16 protein-coding genes are annotated in these 16,332 nt (G+C 55.0%); 10 read left to right on the forward strand and 6 right to left on the reverse strand.

The genetic code is table 11. The features are described from left to right. Positions 1 to 287: isochorismatase family protein (locus RTK32_RS08030; protein ID WP_312042939.1), on the reverse strand; the 287-nt coding region annotated here is incomplete at its 3' end. A 267-nt stretch (positions 288 to 554) separates the two neighbouring features. Between RTK32_RS08030 and aspS the strand changes: the two genes are divergently transcribed. The 6 genes from aspS to ruvB all read left to right on the forward strand — a co-directional run bounded on the left by aspS (position 555) and on the right by ruvB (position 5,962). Then, positions 555 to 2,333, forward strand: a complete 1,779-nt coding sequence (gene aspS / locus RTK32_RS08035) for an aspartate--tRNA ligase (RefSeq protein WP_312042940.1) — start codon at positions 555 to 557, stop codon at positions 2,331 to 2,333. A gap of 1 nt (position 2,334) precedes the next feature. Further along, a complete protein-coding gene (gene nudB, locus RTK32_RS08040; RefSeq protein ID WP_312042941.1) occupies positions 2,335 to 2,769 on the forward strand; it encodes a dihydroneopterin triphosphate diphosphatase in 435 nt (144 codons plus the stop codon). A 187-nt stretch (positions 2,770 to 2,956) separates the two neighbouring features. Continuing rightward, complete coding sequence (locus RTK32_RS08045; RefSeq protein ID WP_312042942.1) at positions 2,957 to 3,700, forward strand: YebC/PmpR family DNA-binding transcriptional regulator; 744 nt, start codon at positions 2,957 to 2,959, stop codon at positions 3,698 to 3,700. A 34-nt stretch (positions 3,701 to 3,734) separates the two neighbouring features. Beyond that, positions 3,735 to 4,259: a crossover junction endodeoxyribonuclease RuvC gene (gene ruvC, locus RTK32_RS08050; RefSeq protein ID WP_125287915.1), complete on the forward strand. Its 525-nt coding sequence runs from the start codon at positions 3,735 to 3,737 to the stop codon at positions 4,257 to 4,259. Between the two features lie 72 nt (positions 4,260 to 4,331). After that, positions 4,332 to 4,949: a Holliday junction branch migration protein RuvA gene (ruvA, locus tag RTK32_RS08055; RefSeq protein WP_312042943.1), complete on the forward strand. Its 618-nt coding sequence runs from the start codon at positions 4,332 to 4,334 to the stop codon at positions 4,947 to 4,949. An 8-nt stretch (positions 4,950 to 4,957) separates the two neighbouring features. Continuing rightward, on the forward strand, positions 4,958 to 5,962 hold the full coding sequence (ruvB, locus tag RTK32_RS08060; RefSeq protein WP_125287913.1) for a Holliday junction branch migration DNA helicase RuvB: 1,005 nt from the start codon (positions 4,958 to 4,960) through the stop codon (positions 5,960 to 5,962). A 53-nt stretch (positions 5,963 to 6,015) separates the two neighbouring features. On the opposite strand, the gene znuB is transcribed toward ruvB, so the two are convergent. Together znuB and znuC are read right to left on the reverse strand one after the other, a co-directional pair. Next, positions 6,016 to 6,801, reverse strand: coding sequence for a zinc ABC transporter permease subunit ZnuB (gene znuB / locus RTK32_RS08065; protein WP_312042944.1), 786 nt, complete (start codon positions 6,799 to 6,801; stop codon positions 6,016 to 6,018). Then, a complete protein-coding gene (gene znuC / locus RTK32_RS08070) occupies positions 6,798 to 7,550 on the reverse strand; it encodes a zinc ABC transporter ATP-binding protein ZnuC (protein ID WP_312042945.1) in 753 nt (250 codons plus the stop codon). Before znuC ends, znuB begins: the two co-directional genes overlap by 4 nt. 77 nt (positions 7,551 to 7,627) lie before the next feature. Here znuC and znuA point away from each other — a divergent pair, with 77 nt between their 5' ends. From znuA to lpxM, 3 genes are all read left to right on the forward strand, one after another. Then, positions 7,628 to 8,575, forward strand: coding sequence for a zinc ABC transporter substrate-binding protein ZnuA (gene znuA, locus RTK32_RS08075; protein WP_312042946.1), 948 nt, complete (start codon positions 7,628 to 7,630; stop codon positions 8,573 to 8,575). Between the two features lie 12 nt (positions 8,576 to 8,587). Beyond that, the gene (gene mepM, locus RTK32_RS08080) at positions 8,588 to 9,919 is read left to right on the forward strand and encodes a murein DD-endopeptidase MepM (protein WP_312042947.1); all 1,332 of its coding nucleotides are present in this window, start codon (positions 8,588 to 8,590) and stop codon (positions 9,917 to 9,919) included. 128 nt (positions 9,920 to 10,047) lie between these two features. Further along, positions 10,048 to 11,016, forward strand: a complete 969-nt coding sequence (gene lpxM, locus RTK32_RS08085) for a lauroyl-Kdo(2)-lipid IV(A) myristoyltransferase (protein WP_312042948.1) — start codon at positions 10,048 to 10,050, stop codon at positions 11,014 to 11,016. A gap of 28 nt (positions 11,017 to 11,044) precedes the next feature. Here lpxM and RTK32_RS08090 read toward each other — a convergent pair whose 3' ends face one another. Together RTK32_RS08090 and pyk are read right to left on the reverse strand one after the other, a co-directional pair. Further along, positions 11,045 to 12,274 carry an MFS transporter gene (locus RTK32_RS08090; RefSeq protein WP_312042949.1) on the reverse strand — a complete coding sequence of 410 codons (1,230 nt, stop codon included), beginning with the start codon at positions 12,272 to 12,274 and terminating at the stop codon, positions 11,045 to 11,047. Between the two features lie 154 nt (positions 12,275 to 12,428). Further along, complete coding sequence (gene pyk / locus RTK32_RS08095) at positions 12,429 to 13,871, reverse strand: pyruvate kinase (protein ID WP_312042950.1); 1,443 nt, start codon at positions 13,869 to 13,871, stop codon at positions 12,429 to 12,431. Between the two features lie 1,057 nt (positions 13,872 to 14,928). Between pyk and RTK32_RS08100 the strand changes: the two genes are divergently transcribed. Next, positions 14,929 to 16,131 carry a PLP-dependent aminotransferase family protein gene (locus tag RTK32_RS08100; protein ID WP_312042951.1) on the forward strand — a complete coding sequence of 401 codons (1,203 nt, stop codon included), beginning with the start codon at positions 14,929 to 14,931 and terminating at the stop codon, positions 16,129 to 16,131. A gap of 12 nt (positions 16,132 to 16,143) precedes the next feature. Here the strand turns inward: RTK32_RS08100 and RTK32_RS08105 are convergent. Beyond that, positions 16,144 to 16,332, reverse strand: a 189-nt coding sequence (locus tag RTK32_RS08105; RefSeq protein WP_312042952.1) for a hypothetical protein, incomplete at its 5' end; no start/stop codon positions are given.

The raw sequence follows: 16,332 nt of genomic DNA on the forward strand, positions 1-16,332 counted from the left end.
ATGTCACTCTCCTGTTTGCCCAGCGCGGGTGGCCAGTCCCACCAGTTGTCTGGCAGCAGGCCGCCGTGGCTGTTGTCTACCGGCTGCTTCGGCGCGTCGCCAAAGTCCTTCGCCCAGCCGACGCGCACCAGTACGACAGGCGCATTGACGGCACGGAATTTTTCGGCCAGCTTCGCCGAACGGCTCACCACGTCTTCTGCTTTATAAGGGCCGCCAGCGAAAGGCAGAATGCCTTCCTGTAAATCGATCAGCACCAGCGCGGTGGTTGCAGCGTTTAATTCCAACATACTTGCTCCGGGTGTTTAGGGAAAACCGTTGAGAATACAGGCAGTCAGCCTTAATGCACGATAACAACAATGTCAGAGAAGCATGAAATTTGTTAGCTTTTATGAGGCGCAGGCTAATTGTAGTGATTTTTGGCGCCGCCTGCAGGAGGCGACTCTTATCGCGCCGGGCTTTTTCTATTATAATAGCCGCCTTTTTCGCGGCGGCATCGCCCCGAACAGATAACTAAAGATGCTGCCCGCGAGCGGCGAAGTTAAAAGGATAGCGTTATGCGTACCGAGTATTGCGGACAGATCAACCTGTCTCACGTAGGCCAACAGGTGACACTTTGCGGATGGGTTAACCGCCGCCGCGATCTGGGCAGCCTGATCTTCATTGATATGCGCGACCGTGAAGGCATTGTGCAGGTCTTTTTCGATCCCGATCGCCAGGAAGCTTTTCAGCTGGCCTCTGAACTGCGTAACGAGTTCTGTATCCAGCTGACCGGCACCGTGCGTGCTCGTGACGAAAAAAACAGAAACAGTGAGATGGCGACGGGCGAAGTGGAAGTGTTCGCGACCGATTTGACCATTATCAACCGCGCCGAGCCGCTGCCGCTGGATTCCAATCAGACCAACAGCGAAGAAGCGCGCCTGAAGTATCGCTACCTGGATCTGCGTCGTCCTGATATGGCTCAGCGCCTGAAAACCCGTGCGAAAATTACCAGCTTCGTGCGTCGCTTTATGGATGACAACGGCTTTCTCGATATCGAAACGCCGATGCTGACTAAAGCCACGCCGGAAGGTGCGCGTGACTATCTGGTGCCGAGCCGCGTACACAAGGGCAAATTTTACGCGCTGCCGCAGTCGCCTCAGCTGTTCAAACAGCTGCTGATGATGTCCGGCTTCGATCGCTACTATCAGGTCGTTAAATGCTTCCGTGATGAAGACCTGCGCGCTGACCGCCAGCCTGAATTCACCCAGATTGACGTTGAAACCTCCTTTATGACCGCGCCGCAGGTGCGTGAAATCATGGAGAAGATGGTGCGCGAACTGTGGCAGGACGTAAAAGGTATCGATTTGGGCGACTTCCCGATGATGACCTTTGCTGAAGCGATGCGTCGCTACGGATCCGATAAGCCGGACCTGCGTAACCCGATGGAGCTGGTGGATGTTGCCGATCTGCTGAAGGACGTGGAGTTCAAAGTCTTCTCAGGCCCGGCGAATGACGCTAAAGGCCGCGTTGCCGCACTGCGCGTGCCGGGCGGCGCTCAGCTTAGCCGCAAGCAAATTGATGAGTACGGCAAGTTTGTAGAAATCTACGGCGCGAAAGGCCTGGCGTGGATGAAAGTCAATGAGCGCGCCAAAGGTCTGGAAGGCATCACCAGCCCGGTCGCCAAGTTCCTGAACGCGGATATCGTTGAAGCTATTCTGAGCCGCACCGCTGCCGCCGATGGCGACGCCATTTTCTTTGGCGCGGACAGCGCGAAAATCGTGGCCGACGCGCTGGGCGCGCTGCGTCTGAAGCTGGGTCGCGATCTGGATATCACCAACGGAAACACCTGGGCGCCGCTATGGGTAGCCGACTTCCCCATGTTCGAAGAGGATGGCGAAGGCGGCCTGAGCGCGATGCACCACCCGTTCACCGCGCCGCGCGACATGACGCCAGATGCGTTGAAAGACGCGCCTGAAACGGCCATTGCTAACGCCTACGACATGGTTATCAACGGCTACGAAGTAGGCGGCGGCTCGGTGCGTATTCACCGTGGCGACATGCAGCAGACGGTGTTCGGCATTCTGGGCATCACCGAGCAGGAACAGCGCGAGAAGTTCGGCTTCCTGCTGGATGCCCTGAAATTCGGTACGCCGCCGCACGCGGGATTAGCCTTTGGCCTGGATCGCCTGGTTATGCTGTTAACCGGCACCGACAACATCCGTGACGTTATCGCTTTCCCGAAAACCACGGCGGCAGCCTGCCTGATGACCGAAGCGCCAAGCTTTGCCAACCCGGCTTCGCTGGCGGAGCTGGGCATTCAGGTGGTTAAAAAGGATAAGCCTGAGAGCAACTGAGATGGCTTTCAAGCGGCCCGTATCGGTTCTGGTGGTGATCTTTGCCCGTGATACCGGGCGGGTACTGATGCTGCAGCGGCGCGACGATCCCGGTTTCTGGCAGTCCGTTACCGGCAGCCAGGAAGAGGGTGAAAACCTGGCAGAGACCGCGCGACGGGAAGTGCTGGAAGAAACGGGAATTGATATCAACGCCGGGCAGCTCACATTAGTGGACTGCCAGCGTCGGATAGAATTCGAAATCTTTGCGCATTTTCGCCACCGCTACGCGCCAGAGGTCACGCATAACAGCGAGCACTGGTTTTATCTGGCGCTGCCTGCCGAGCAGCCGGTCAGACTAAGCGAACATCTGGCTTACCGCTGGATGGCGCCCACGGAAGGCGCGGCGCTGTGCAAGTCCTGGAGCAACCGCCAGGCCATTGAAGAATTTGTAGTTTAGCACCCTGGCTGCCGGCTGATTGCCGGTAGCAAAGGGGATGGAATGCGTTAAATGTTCAGGCGTTTGTCGGCGCAGTGAGGTTGTTTGCTGCCAGCGTGTCCGTTAGTCCGAGAGGATGACGAATGCGCCCGGCGGACAAAATCATCAGCAAGATAGCCTGTCCGATCTATATCTGGAGAAAGAGTTAATGGCTGGTCACAGTAAATGGGCTAACACCAAACACCGTAAAGCGGCTCAGGATGCTAAACGCGGTAAAATTTTCACCAAAATTATTCGCGAGCTGGTTACGGCGGCGAAGCTGGGCGGTGGCGATGCAGCGTCTAACCCGCGTCTGCGCGCGGCGATGGATAAAGCGCTGTCTAACAACATGACGCGCGATACCATGAACCGCGCAATCGCTCGCGGCGTGGGCGGCGAAGACGACAGCAACATGGAAACCATCATCTATGAAGGTTACGGTCCTGGCGGCACGGCGGTGATGGTGGAATGCCTGAGCGACAACCGTAACCGTACCGTTTCCGAAGTGCGTCACGCCTTCACCAAAACCGGCGGCAACCTCGGTACTGACGGTTCCGTTGCTTATCTGTTCACGCGCAAAGGCGTGATCTCTTTCGCGCCGGGTCTGGATGAAGATACCCTGATGGATGCCGCGCTGGAAGCGGGTGCGGATGACGTGGTCACCTATGACGACGGCGCAATGGATGTGTTTACCGCATGGGAGTCGCTGGGCGAAGTGAAAGACGCGCTGGCTGCAGCGGGTCTGAATGCCGACAGTGCTGAAGTGACCATGATCCCTTCGACCAAAGCAGATATGGACGCGGAAACGGCACCGAAGCTGCTGCGCCTGATCGATATGCTGGAAGATTGTGACGACGTGCAGGAAGTTTACCATAACGGTGAGATCTCCGACGAGGTCGCGGCAACGCTGTAATGGCGGACTTTATGCAACGGCCGGGAGAAGCGTAATGGCGATCATTTTAGGTATCGATCCCGGCTCGCGTATCACCGGCTACGGTATTATCCGTCAGGTAGGTCGCCAGTTGACCTACCTGGGCAGCGGCTGTATCCGCACCAGCTCCACCGATTTGCCGTCCCGCCTGAAGCTGATTTATGCGGGCGTCAGCGAGATTATCACCCAGTTTCAGCCGGACTATTTCGCTATAGAGCAGGTTTTTATGGCGAAAAATGCCGATTCTGCACTCAAGCTAGGCCAGGCTCGCGGGGCGGCCATCGTGGCAGCGGTTAATCACGATTTGCCGGTGTTCGAATACGCGGCACGGCAGGTCAAGCAGACCGTGGTTGGTATCGGCAGCGCGGAGAAAAGCCAGGTGCAGCATATGGTCAAAACGCTGCTGAAGCTTTCCGCCAGTCCGCAGGCAGATGCGGCGGATGCGCTGGCTATCGCCATTACCCACTGCCATCTCAGCCAGAACATCAACCGGCTGGGCGAGGGCAAACTTAACCTGGCGCGCGGTCGCCTGCGTTCCTGATAAGCTGGATATCTATCCAGCTTTTTTTATGATATAAATCCCCGCATTACTCCATTTCTAAGGAAGCTTACGGTGATAGGTCGTCTGAGAGGCAACATTTTGGAAAAACAGCCGCCGCTGGTGCTGTTGGAAGTCGGCGGCGTGGGTTATGAAGTGCACATGCCGATGACCTGTTTTTATGAGCTTCCCGAGCTGAATAACGAAGCCACGCTGTTCACCCATTTCGTGGTGCGCGAGGACGCTCAGCTGCTGTTCGGCTTTAACAGCCGTCAGGAGAGGGCGCTGTTTCGCGAGCTGATTAAAGTGAACGGCGTCGGGCCAAAGCTGGCGCTGGCCATTTTGTCCGGCATGTCGGCGCAGCAGTTCGTGACGGCCGTAGAGCGCGAAGAAATCGCCTCGCTGGTGAAACTGCCGGGCGTGGGCAAGAAAACCGCCGAACGGCTGGTGGTCGAAATGAAAGATCGCTTTAAAGGCATGCATGGCGACCTGTTTGCGGCCGATGCACCTTTCGCGCTGACCAGTGAAGTTCAGGCGCCTGCCGCGGGTAACAGCGCGGAAGAGGAAGCCGTTGCCGCGCTGGTATCGCTGGGGTATAAACCTCAGGAAGCCAGCCGGATGATCGGCAAAGTCGGCCGTCCGGATGCAGATTGTGAAACGCTGATCCGCGAAGCCCTGCGCGCAGCTATTTGAGGTAAAGCATGATTGAAGCCGATCGCCTGGTTTCGCCGGGAACCTTCAGCGAAGAAGAAGTCATTGACCGCGCCATTCGGCCGAAGCTGCTGGAAGAGTATGTCGGCCAGCCGGTGGTGCGCGAACAGATGGAAATTTTTATCCAGGCTGCCAAAATGCGTGGCGATGCGCTGGATCATCTGCTGGTATTCGGCCCGCCTGGGCTGGGGAAAACCACGCTGGCCGGGATTGTTGCCAACGAGCTGGGCGTTAACCTGCGCACTACCTCCGGACCCGTGCTGGAAAAAGCAGGCGATCTGGCCGCCATGTTAACCAACCTTGAGCCGCACGACGTGCTCTTTATCGATGAGATCCACCGTCTTTCGCCCGTAGTGGAAGAGGTGCTCTATCCGGCAATGGAAGACTATCAGCTGGATATCATGATCGGTGAAGGCCCGGCCGCCCGTTCCATCAAGCTGGATTTGCCGCCGTTTACCCTGATTGGCGCGACCACCCGGGCCGGCTCGTTAACGTCGCCGCTGCGCGACCGTTTTGGTATCGTACAGCGTCTGGAGTTTTATCAGGTTAAAGATCTGCAGCACATCGTCGGCCGCAGCGCCAGCTGCCTTGGCCTGCCGCTGAGCGAAGAGGGCGCGCTGGAAATTGCCCGTCGTTCACGGGGCACGCCGCGTATCGCTAACCGTCTGCTGCGCCGGGTCAGGGATTTCTCTGAGGTTAAAGCGCAGGGCAGCCTGAGCGGTGACGTGGCCGCCAGAGCGCTGGACATGCTCAACGTGGATACGGAAGGCTTCGATTATATGGACCGCAAGCTGCTGCTGGCGATCATCGATAAGTTTACCGGCGGGCCGGTCGGGTTGGATAACCTGGCGGCGGCTATCGGCGAAGAGCGCGAAACCATCGAGGACGTGTTAGAGCCTTATCTGATCCAGCAGGGATTTATTCAACGTACGCCACGCGGCAGGATGGCGACGCAACATGCCTACAAGCACTTTGGCATCACGCGGGAAGAGTAAGTCACAAAAAAACCGGTCATCGCTGACCGGTTTTTTTTTGCCGCCTGCCGGTGTTACACCGCAGGCTTTTTAACCATGCTGACTATAAACATCAGCGATGCGCCCAACACAACCGACGGCCCGGCTGGCGTATCGTAAAAAGCGGAGAAGGTCAGGCCAGCGGTTACGGCCAGGATCCCCACCAGTACGGCAACAGCTGCCATCTGCTCCGGTGAACGTGCAAAGCGTCGTGCCGTCGCGGCCGGAATGATTAATAAAGAGGTGATAATCAGCGCACCGACGAACTTCATCGCCACGCCAATGGTCAGTGCCGTTACCAGCATCAATACCATCTTAGTCCGCTGTATATTGACGCCATCCACCTGCGCCAGCTCCGGACTGATGGTCATGGAGAGCAGCGAACGCCAGTTAGCCGCCAGCACGACCAGCACCACGGCCACCCCAGCAGCAATGGTGTAAAGATCGGTCGGCGTCACGGCCAGCAGATCGCCAAACAGATAGGCCATCAGATCCACCCGTACGCCGGACATCAGGCTGACCACTACCAGACCCAGCGACAGCGCGCTGTGTGCCATGATGCCCAGCAGCGTATCAATCGCCAGATGCGGCCTGCGCTCCAGCCAGACCAGCAGCAGCGCCAGCAGCAGCGTGACGGCAATCACCGCATAAAACGGGCTGACGTTCAGCAACAGGCCAAAAGCTACGCCAAGCAGAGAAGCGTGCGCCAGCGTATCGCCAAAATAGGACATGCGGCGCCAGACTACAAACGAGCCGAGGGGGCCCGCTGCCAGCGCCAGGAAAAAACCTGCCAGCCAGCCGGGCAACAACAATTCAATCACTTGGTTTGTCCTCTGCGTAAAACGATACGTCCCTGAAGGTCGTGCCGGTGGTTGTGCTGATGACGATAAATAGCCAGCTGCTCGGCGCCGCGCGGGCCAAACATAGAGATAAACTCCGGATGCTGAGAAACCGCCTCCGGGCTGCCGGAACAGCAAATATGCTGATTCAGGCAGAGCACCTCATCGGTTTTCGCCATCACCAAATGTAAATCGTGGGAAACCATCAGCACGCCGCAGTTTAGCTCGCGCCGAAGCTGATCGATCAAATCGTAAAGCGCCACCTGGCCGTTGACATCAACGCCCTGCGTCGGTTCGTCCAGTACCAGCAGCTGCGGCTGGTTAAGCAGGGCGCGCGCCAGCAGCACGCGCTGCATTTCGCCACCGGAAAGCTTTTGCAGCGGCGCGTTCAACAGCTGTGCCGCCTGCACTCTTTTCAGGGCGGGCAGGATGTCGCCGCGCTTCACGCCGCCACGCAGCAGCATAAAGCGCTCGACAGTGAGCGGCAGCGTCGCATCCAGATGAATTTTTTGCGGCACGTAGCCGATACGCAGCTGTTCATGACGCACCACGCTGCCACTCGTTGGCGAAATCAGGCCGAGTACCACGCGTACCAGCGTGGATTTACCGGCACCGTTAGGCCCGAGCAGCGTTAATATCCTGCCCGGCTCCAGCGTCAAAGATATGTTGGCGAGCACGGTGCGCTGACCAAAGCTGACGGAAATTTTTTCAAGACTAATCAGTGAGGACATAGCGATTACGGGTTGCAGAAGTTATCGAATGTTATAATATCACAATTCTTCGACCTGTCACGATGGAATGAATCATTATGTTACATAAAAACAAACCCTTGTTAACGTGGCTTTCTGCGTTAGGTTTTGCCGCTTCGTTAACCCCTTCCGCTCAGGCTGCAGTAGTGGCCTCTGTTAAGCCTCTGGGCTTTATCGCCGCGGCTATTGCCGATGGCGTCACGCCAGTAGAAATTTTGCTGCCGGATGGGGCCTCGGAACATGACTACGCGCTGCGCCCTTCAGACATCAAACGCCTACAGAGCGCGGATCTTGTGGTCTGGATTGGGCCGGAAATGGAAGCTTTTTTGCCGAAAGCGGTTGCCACACTTCCCAGACAAAAAAACCTCGAACTGGCAGATTTAACAACGGTTAAACCCCTGTTGGTGCGTGGAGCAGAAGACGAGGCGCACCCGCACGAAGAGGGCGCTGAAGCACAGGATGAGCAGGCTCATGCCCATCACCATGGCGAATATAATATGCACCTGTGGATGTCCCCAGAAATAGCCCGGCAATCTGCGGTTGCAATCCATGCAAAATTATTGGAACTTATGCCGCAGAGCAGAGACAAACTAGACGCGAACCTGCAGCATTTTGAGGCAGAATTGGCTACGGCCGATACGCAAATAGCCGCTCAGCTTGAGCCGGTAAAAGGAAAGGGTTATTTCGTTTTTCACGATGCTTACACCTACTTTGAAAAACATTTCGGTCTGACCCCAACGGGTCATTTTACCGTCAACCCTGAAATCCAGCCCGGCGCTCAGCGTTTACATCAAATTCGAACAGAGTTGGTTGAGCAAAAGGCGGTATGCGTCTTTGCTGAGCCACAATTCAGGCCGGCCGTGATCGATGCTGTTGCCAGAGGAACCAAAGTGCGTACAGGAACGCTGGATCCGCTGGGAACCGACATCACTCCGGGAAGAGACAGCTATGTGAAATTCCTCTCACAGCTGTCCAGCCAGTACGCGAGCTGCCTGAAAGGAGCTTAGAGGAACTAATACGTGCAGCAAATAGCCCGCGCTGTCGCTATGGCGTTTAATACATTGCCACGAACCCACCGCGTTATGCTGGGTTCGCTTACCGTCGTTACGCTGGCCGTCTCGGTATGGCGGCCTTTCGTTTATCATCCCACCGTCGGCGGTGAGAATCCGATCGTTAAGAGCATTGAACTGGACAAGGAACAGCTGCGTACGCTGTTACCGGAAGCCAGTGAGCCTATCGATCAGGATATGCCTTCACCCGATGACGATGTTCCCAAAGATGAGATAGACCAGGATGTGCCCAGCGAAGCCGGGACGCACGATTATGTGGTGTCAGCAGGAGATACCTTAAGCAGCGTTCTCAATCAGTATGGCATCGATATGGGAGATATCAACCAGCTGGTCAAGGCTGATAAGGATCTGCGTAACCTGCAAATTGGGCAGCAGCTTTCCTGGACGCTTACCGATGACGGCCAGCTTCAGAGGCTGACCTGGGAGGCCTCAAGTCGCGAAACCCGCACTTACGATCGCTCCGGCAACACGTTTAAATCTTCTGCTGCGGTTCAGCAGGGCGAATGGCAAAACAACGTGCTTTCGGGCACGGTGGAAGGCAGCTTTGTGACCAGCGCGCGTAGCGCCGGGCTGAGCAGCGGCGAAATCAGCGCCGTGATTAAAGCGTTACAGTGGCAGATGGACTTCCGCAAGCTGCGTAACGGCGACCGTTTCTCCGTGCTGATGTCGCGCGAGATGATGGACGGCAACAGCCAGCAGAGCCGTTTAACCGGCGTGCGGCTGCAAACCGGTGGCAAAGATTATTATGCTATTCGCGCTGCCGACGGCAAGTTCTACGATCGCAGCGGCGCCGGACTGGCACACGGCTTTATGCGTTTCCCAACGGCGAAACAGTATCGCGTCTCTTCAAACTTTAACCCGCATCGCCTGAATCCGGTAACCGGCCGCATCGCGCCGCACAAGGGCGTGGACTTTGCTATCCCGCTGGGGACCCCGGTATTGGCAGTAGGCGACGGCGAAGTGATCGTGGCGAAACGCAGCGGTGGCGCGGGCAACTATGTTGCCATTCGTCATGGACGTCAGTATATGACGCGCTATATGCATATGAAAAAGCTGTTGGTGAAGCCTGGTGATAAGGTGAAGCGCGGCGAGCGCGTTGGCCTGAGCGGCAACACCGGTCGCTCAACGGGGCCGCATCTGCACTTTGAAGTGTGGATCAACAATCAGGCCGTCAACCCGCTGACGGCGAAGCTGCCGCGTATGGAAGGGCTGACCGGTAAAGACCGCAGCGATTATCTGGCACAGGTTCGTGAAGTCACGCCACAGCTGCGCTTTAAGTAAGCATTAACGCTTCCGCCAAAAAAGCCGACGCTTCTGCCGTCGGCTTTTCTTTATGGGCAAAATGAGGCGGGCATTGCAAAATTGTGCATCGGCACTATCATTAGCCGCTCAGAATTTGAGGCGAGTGCATGGAAAACAAGAAAAGCAATATTGAATTTATTCCCACCTTTCAGAAATCCTTTCTGCTGCCGCGTTACTGGGGAAGCTGGCTGGCAATCGGTTTTTGCGCAGGGCTGGCCTGGATCCCGGCACGGCTACGCGATCCTTTTCTCGGTGCACTGGGACGTTTCGCCGGAAAATACGCTAAAAGCGCTCGCCGCCGCGCGCAGATTAACCTGTTTTACTGCATGCCTGAAGTAGCGGAAAGCGACCGCGAAAAAATTATCGATGAGATGTTTGCCACGGCGCCGCAGTCGATGGTGATGATGGCCGAACTGGCCATGCGCCCGGCCCATGCGCTACAGCGCATTACCTGGCATAACAAAGACATTATTGAGCAGATCCGTGCGCAAAATCAGAACATCATTTTTCTGGTGCCGCACGGCTGGGCGGTGGATATTCCGGCCATGGTGCTGGCGTCAGAAGGCCAGAAAATGGCGGCCATGTTCCATAACCAAAGCGATCCGGTGATGGACTATGTCTGGAATGCCGTGCGCCGCCGTTTTGGCGGGCGTATGCACGCCAGAAATGACGGTATCAAGCCGTTTATCAGCTCGGTACGTCAGGGGTACTGGGGGTATTATCTGCCGGATCAGGATCATGGTGCAGAACACAGCGAATTCGTGGATTTCTTCGCTACCTATAAGGCTACGCTGCCTGCGGTCGGACGATTGATGAAGGTTTGTCGCGCTCGTGTGGTGCCGCTGTTCCCGGTTTATAACAGCAAAACGCATCGGCTGGATATCTATTTGCGTTCGCCGATGGATGATTTGCTGGAAGCGGATGATAAAACGCTGGCGCGCAGAATGAATGAGGAAGTCGAGATCCTGGTCCGGCCGAATCCTGAGCAGTACACCTGGATCCTGAAGCTGCTGAAGACGCGGAAAGAGGGCGATATTGAACCTTATCGCCGCAAAGATCTCTTCCCTAAAAAGTAAAATAAGCCCCGCCGCCCGGCGGGGTTTTTTAATGTGCCTGTGTGATCCGCCGCTGCCGCTCGCGCAGAAAAGCGCTAACCAGCCAGAACCAGAGCAGCCCGCAGCCCAGGTTTACCAGGCTGAACCAGAAGTTGCCGCCGCTGAACCAGGCGCTTTTCACCGCCTCTATCCCTAAGGTAAAGACCAGAATGCTAACCATCCCCAGCATCGCGGCGACGCTACCCTTGCCTGAGGCGCTGGAAAACAGCGTTAAACGGTAAAGCCCGGCGTTGACCAGACCGGTGCCAAAACCGTACAGGCTCAGCCCTGCGGTCAGCCAGAGATAGCTGTGCCTGTTCAGCGCGGTGGCCAGCGTCGCGACCGCCAGCCCAATCAGGATTGGCCATGCGGCCAGCTTGAGTGGGTATTCAATCGGTACGCGGCCAGAAAGGCGACCCAACGTCAGGTTACCAAGGATCATCGCCACAAATACCGGCAGCTGAAGCAGCGCGTAGGTCATGCGGGAAAGATGTTCGTCGTGGATCAGGATCACCGGCGACAGCGCCACCCAGCCGAGACAAGGAATACTGACCAGGCCGATAGCCAGCGAGCCGCTCATGACCTGACGATCCCGCAGCAGGTTCAGATAGCCTTTGCCCAGCGACTTGAGCGAAACAGAGGCACTGCTGTCACCTGCAGTTTCGGGCATGGTTCGCCACAGGCCAACCAGCGCTACCGCGCTGACGGCGGCAAACAGCCAGAACATTGTGCGCCAGTCGCCTACGGAAAGAAAAGCAGCACCGGCCAGCGGGCCGGCCAACGGGGCAAGCAGGGCGACGTTAGCCATCAGCGCCATCATTTTCACGCTAAGGGCTTCGTTAAAGGCTTCCTGAATGGCGGCATAGCCGACTGCCCCAATAAAACAGAGGCTGGTGCCCTGCAGAAAGCGCATCAGAATAAACTGGCCGACGGAGCCGACCCAGTGGGTGCCGATGCAGGCCAGGGTAAAAAAGGCGACGCCAGCCAGCATCACTGGCCGACGGCCCAGCTTGTCGGAAAGCGGCCCTAATAACCACTGCAGAACGATACCGCCCGCCAGATAGGCAGTCAGCGAGGCGGAAACCCATTCCGGCCCGACGCCGAACTCGGTGGTAACCAGCAGCATTCCGCGTTGGATCATGTCATGGGCGATATAGCTGGCAAACTCAAACAGCACCAGCGAGAGCGGAAAAATTAAATGACGACGGGTAATAGCCGTCACCGGAATAAAAGCGGGCATTAAGGCTCCTTCCAAAGTAAACAGGATCTACAAATCGCGCCAGTATACCGGGTTGGTATGACGGACGGATAAATGTGTGGCTGAAAAAATAGCGGAAAAGGGAACTGCAGAGCGGAAAAGATTATCGGGCACGGCGGCCCGATAACCGTAAGCGTTACTCTACGCGCAGCACGCGGCTGGTATTCGTGGTACCGGTTGTACTCATTACATCGCCCTGAGTAACAATGACCAAATCGCCAGACATCAGGAAGCCCTTATCGCGTAACAGATTGATCGCGTCGTGTGCCGCAACCACGCCATCATTGTTGCTGTCGAAATAAACCGGCGTGACGCCGCGATAAAGCGCAGTGAGGTTTAGCGTATGCTCATGGCGAGACATGGCAAAAATCGGCAGGCCAGAGGTAATGCGTGAAGTCATCAGCGCGGTGCGGCCGGATTCCGTCATGGTGATGATCGCCGTAACGCCCTGTAGGTGGTTGGCAGCGTACATCGCGGACATCGCAATGGCTTCTTCAATATTATCAAACTGCACTTCCAGGCGGTGCTTGGAAACGTTGATGCTTGGAATTTTCTCTGCGCCCAGACAGACTTTAGCCATGGCGGTCACGGTTTCGGCCGGATACTGGCCCGCTGCGGTTTCGGCCGAAAGCATTACCGCATCCGTTCCGTCCAGTACGGCGTTGGCCACGTCCATAACTTCAGCACGCGTTGGCATTGGATTGGTGATCATCGACTCCATCATCTGGGTCGCGGTAATCACCGCACGGTTCAGCTGGCGGGCGCGGCGGATCAAGGCTTTCTGAATACCGACCAGTTCCGGGTCACCGATCTCGACGCCCAGGTCACCCCTGGCGACCATTACCACGTCCGATGCCAGGATGATGTCATCCATGGCTTCCTGCGACGCTACGGCCTCTGCACGCTCGACTTTAGAGACAATTTTCGCCTCGCAACCCGCTTCGCGAGCCAGACGACGAGCGTAGTTCAGATCTTCGCCGCAGCGTGGGAAAGAAACGGCCAGATAATCTACGTCGATTTTCGCGGCGGTAAGGATGTCCGCTTTGTCTTTTTCCGTCAGCGCATCGGCAGAAAGCCCACCGCCGAGCTTATTAATGCCTTTATTGTTCGAAAGCGGACCGCCGACGGTGACTTCGGTGAAGACTTTCATGCCCTGAACTTCCAGCACTTTCAGCTGCACACGGCCATCATCCAGCAGCAGGATATCGCCCGGTACCACATCGGCTGGCAGGCCTTTATAATCAATGCCGACTTTTTCTTTATCGCCTTCGCCTTTACTCAGGCTGGCATCCAGTAAAAACCGATCGCCCGGGTTAAGAAAGACTTTGCCTTCTTTAAAGGTGGAGACGCGAATCTTGGGGCCTTGTAAATCGCCCAGAATGGCCACGTGACGGCCCAGCTTTGCCGCAATCGCACGCACGTTGCTGGCGCGCTGCATATGATCTTCTGGCGTCCCGTGTGAGAAGTTAAGTCGAACCACGTTGGCCCCGGCTGCGATAATTTTTTCGAGATTATTGTCGCGATCGGTAGCCGGACCCAGGGTGGTAACGATCTTGGTTCTTCTTAAACGTCGAGTCATGGGGAGTTCCTTGTGTTTAAAAACCCCTGATGAACGGTCAGACCGTCACCAGCGGTGCATCTGTGCACATCTATACTGATGAAAAGAGCGGATCCGCTCTGATTCTTTTAGTATTGCTCTGAAGACGGGCGGCAAAGCCCTTAACAGATACAATACTGGCACACGTGCCTGAAGTCACCACCTTGTCTCTGTCAGCCACAGCAATTTTAACGGGCAACGCGCCTTTGGCATGAAGGCTCGCTGGAGCCGTGACATAAAAGTAATGAAGTTTTAGATCCATTATTTTGATTTTAAACAACAAGCACCGGGAAGCATGACATCTTTCGGGGAATTTACCGCTATAGCCTGCGAGGTGGCTTTTCATGATGTAAAAAGAGGGTAAAGCAGGATCGCGTTGCTAATGCACAGGCGCACGGGTGTTTATATCTGTAAAAAACACGCCCGCCCGGATAGCCTACCTTTTATCCTTTCGCTTACGTAGACGGCTTTGTTCTTTTTACTGTGCTGCCAAAAATAGAAAAAGTAATTAAATTTTTAGTGGCTATGCCCAAAAAAGGCAATTGCAACGCGGCCGATATTATTAAATCGATTACCGCTAAAAATAGAAAACTTAACAGGATAATTTTCAGTATTCATGGGGGAATTACCTTCTCCAGAAACCGTTTGTTATCCTGCTTCAATCTGCCGGGGTCCTGCTTTTTACGTCAATCAACAGCAGCAGTAGAAAATTATTGAAATCGTTAGCGTAAATAAATTGGGTTCTTTTTAATTGAAACTGTAAAGGATTCTGGCCAAAATACAGCGGCGGAATAAAATAGAGTTTTTCCGTTTGTCAGGTGGAGACGCAAACAGTCTATTCGCATATCCTGATATTAATAAAGTGGCTTGTTTATAAAAAATCGCTGATTAATTTTGGCATCCTCCCCGACTTTTGTTACAAAAAATTAGCACAAAAAAGTAATAATTACAGCGCAATGGAGCCTGTTGCATTGTTGTAGTTACAGAATTTTAACAGTAAGATAGGGCGGCGTTTAAAAATTTCCCCTGGGAGTGTGTAATGCTTTCTAAAAAGTCCGCTGGTATCAAATCTTCTGCTGTCAGAGAGTTGCTAAAATTTAGTAAAATTCCCGGTGTTATCTCGCTTGCAGGAGGGATTCCCGCGACCGACCTTATCGACGTGGAAGGCATCGATACGATCCTCAGAGATATTTTATCCCGTGAGCACAGAGGTTTATTCCAGTATAGCGTCACCGAAGGGGAGGAACATCTGCGTGAACAGCTTTCTCGCTGGAATCGGGGCCTTAATCTGGAAGTGAAAGCGGAAAGTATTATTATTACTAACGGTTCACAACAGGCTATCGATCTTTTAAGTCGTGTTTTCCTTGAAAAAGGCGACAAGGTCTTCGTTGAACGTCCTACTTATCTGGCCGCGCTACAAATTTTCGGTTATACCGACGCCACGGTAGTGGAACTGGAATATGATTCTGAGGGCATTGAACTAAACTTGCTGGAAAAAGAAATGGCGGCAGGCGGGGTAAAAATGGTTTACCTGACGCCGAACTTTGCCAACCCAACCGGCAATACCATCAGTTATGAACAACGCGTGAGAATCGCTAAGCTGTCGCAACAGTATCAGGTAGTGATTGTTGAGGACGATCCTTATGGGCATCTGCGTTTCAGCGGCGATCCTCTTCCTTCGATATTCTCCGTCGCGCAAAGCCTTTTCGGTGAAAATCATAACGTCTGTTACATGTCCAGCTTCTCAAAAATCTTTTCGCCAGGATTACGACTGGGCTGGCTGGCCGTGCCCGACCATTTCCACATGGCAACAGTGGTTGCCAAACAGGCACTGGACCTGCATACCTCCACGCTGAATCAAAGTATCGCCGCCCATTATCTGGAGTCCGGAAGAATCAATGAAAGGGTGGAGGTCCTGAAAGCCACCTACAAAGATCGACGCGACTACCTGATTAGCTCACTGCAAGAGTATTGCGGTGGCGACATTACCTGGAATACGCCTGAAGGCGGGATGTTCCTGTGGTGTCACCTCGATGAAGATATCGACGCATCGCAGCTTTTACAGGAATGTATTAAAGAAAATGTCGTCTTTGTGCCGGGAGAAGTCTTTTTTGCCCGGGAGCCGCAAAAGAATTCGCTGCGACTTTCTTACTCTATGCTGACGGCAGACACCGCGCGCGAAGCAGCGATACGAATTTCCAAAGCGCTGAAGAGAGTGAAAGCATCAGCCAGGCACGATTAGCGCTATGGCTAATTAAAATGACAGAGAACCTGAGAGGCGAGCCGCCATTTTGCGCTCGCCAATCAGCGCCCTGGCGGAAGAATAGGGGGGCGCTCTTTTGCACGTGGCATTCTGGCGCGGGATAGCTTCCCGCACGGCCCGATGCAATTTCCTCAACGATTTCAGTGCACCGCTGCTTTTTTTACTATCTGTTTCAACGAT

The organism is Erwinia sp. (assembly GCF_031978025.1).
Classification (GTDB): domain Bacteria; phylum Pseudomonadota; class Gammaproteobacteria; order Enterobacterales; family Enterobacteriaceae; genus Erwinia.

Coding starts and splice junctions, on each gene's coding strand:
- lpxM (WP_312042948.1), top strand. CDS start 10,048: ATGGAAAACAAGAAAAGCAATATTGAATTTATTCCCACCTTTCAGAAA.
- aspS (WP_312042940.1), top strand. CDS start 555: ATGCGTACCGAGTATTGCGGACAGATCAACCTGTCTCACGTAGGCCAA.
- RTK32_RS08090 (WP_312042949.1), bottom strand. CDS start 12,274: ATGCCCGCTTTTATTCCGGTGACGGCTATTACCCGTCGTCATTTAATT.
- pyk (WP_312042950.1), bottom strand. CDS start 13,871: ATGACTCGACGTTTAAGAAGAACCAAGATCGTTACCACCCTGGGTCCG.
- znuA (WP_312042946.1), top strand. CDS start 7,628: ATGTTACATAAAAACAAACCCTTGTTAACGTGGCTTTCTGCGTTAGGT.
- ruvB (WP_125287913.1), top strand. CDS start 4,958: ATGATTGAAGCCGATCGCCTGGTTTCGCCGGGAACCTTCAGCGAAGAA.
- RTK32_RS08100 (WP_312042951.1), top strand. CDS start 14,929: ATGCTTTCTAAAAAGTCCGCTGGTATCAAATCTTCTGCTGTCAGAGAG.
- RTK32_RS08045 (WP_312042942.1), top strand. CDS start 2,957: ATGGCTGGTCACAGTAAATGGGCTAACACCAAACACCGTAAAGCGGCT.
- nudB (WP_312042941.1), top strand. CDS start 2,335: ATGGCTTTCAAGCGGCCCGTATCGGTTCTGGTGGTGATCTTTGCCCGT.
- ruvC (WP_125287915.1), top strand. CDS start 3,735: ATGGCGATCATTTTAGGTATCGATCCCGGCTCGCGTATCACCGGCTAC.
- znuC (WP_312042945.1), bottom strand. CDS start 7,550: ATGTCCTCACTGATTAGTCTTGAAAAAATTTCCGTCAGCTTTGGTCAG.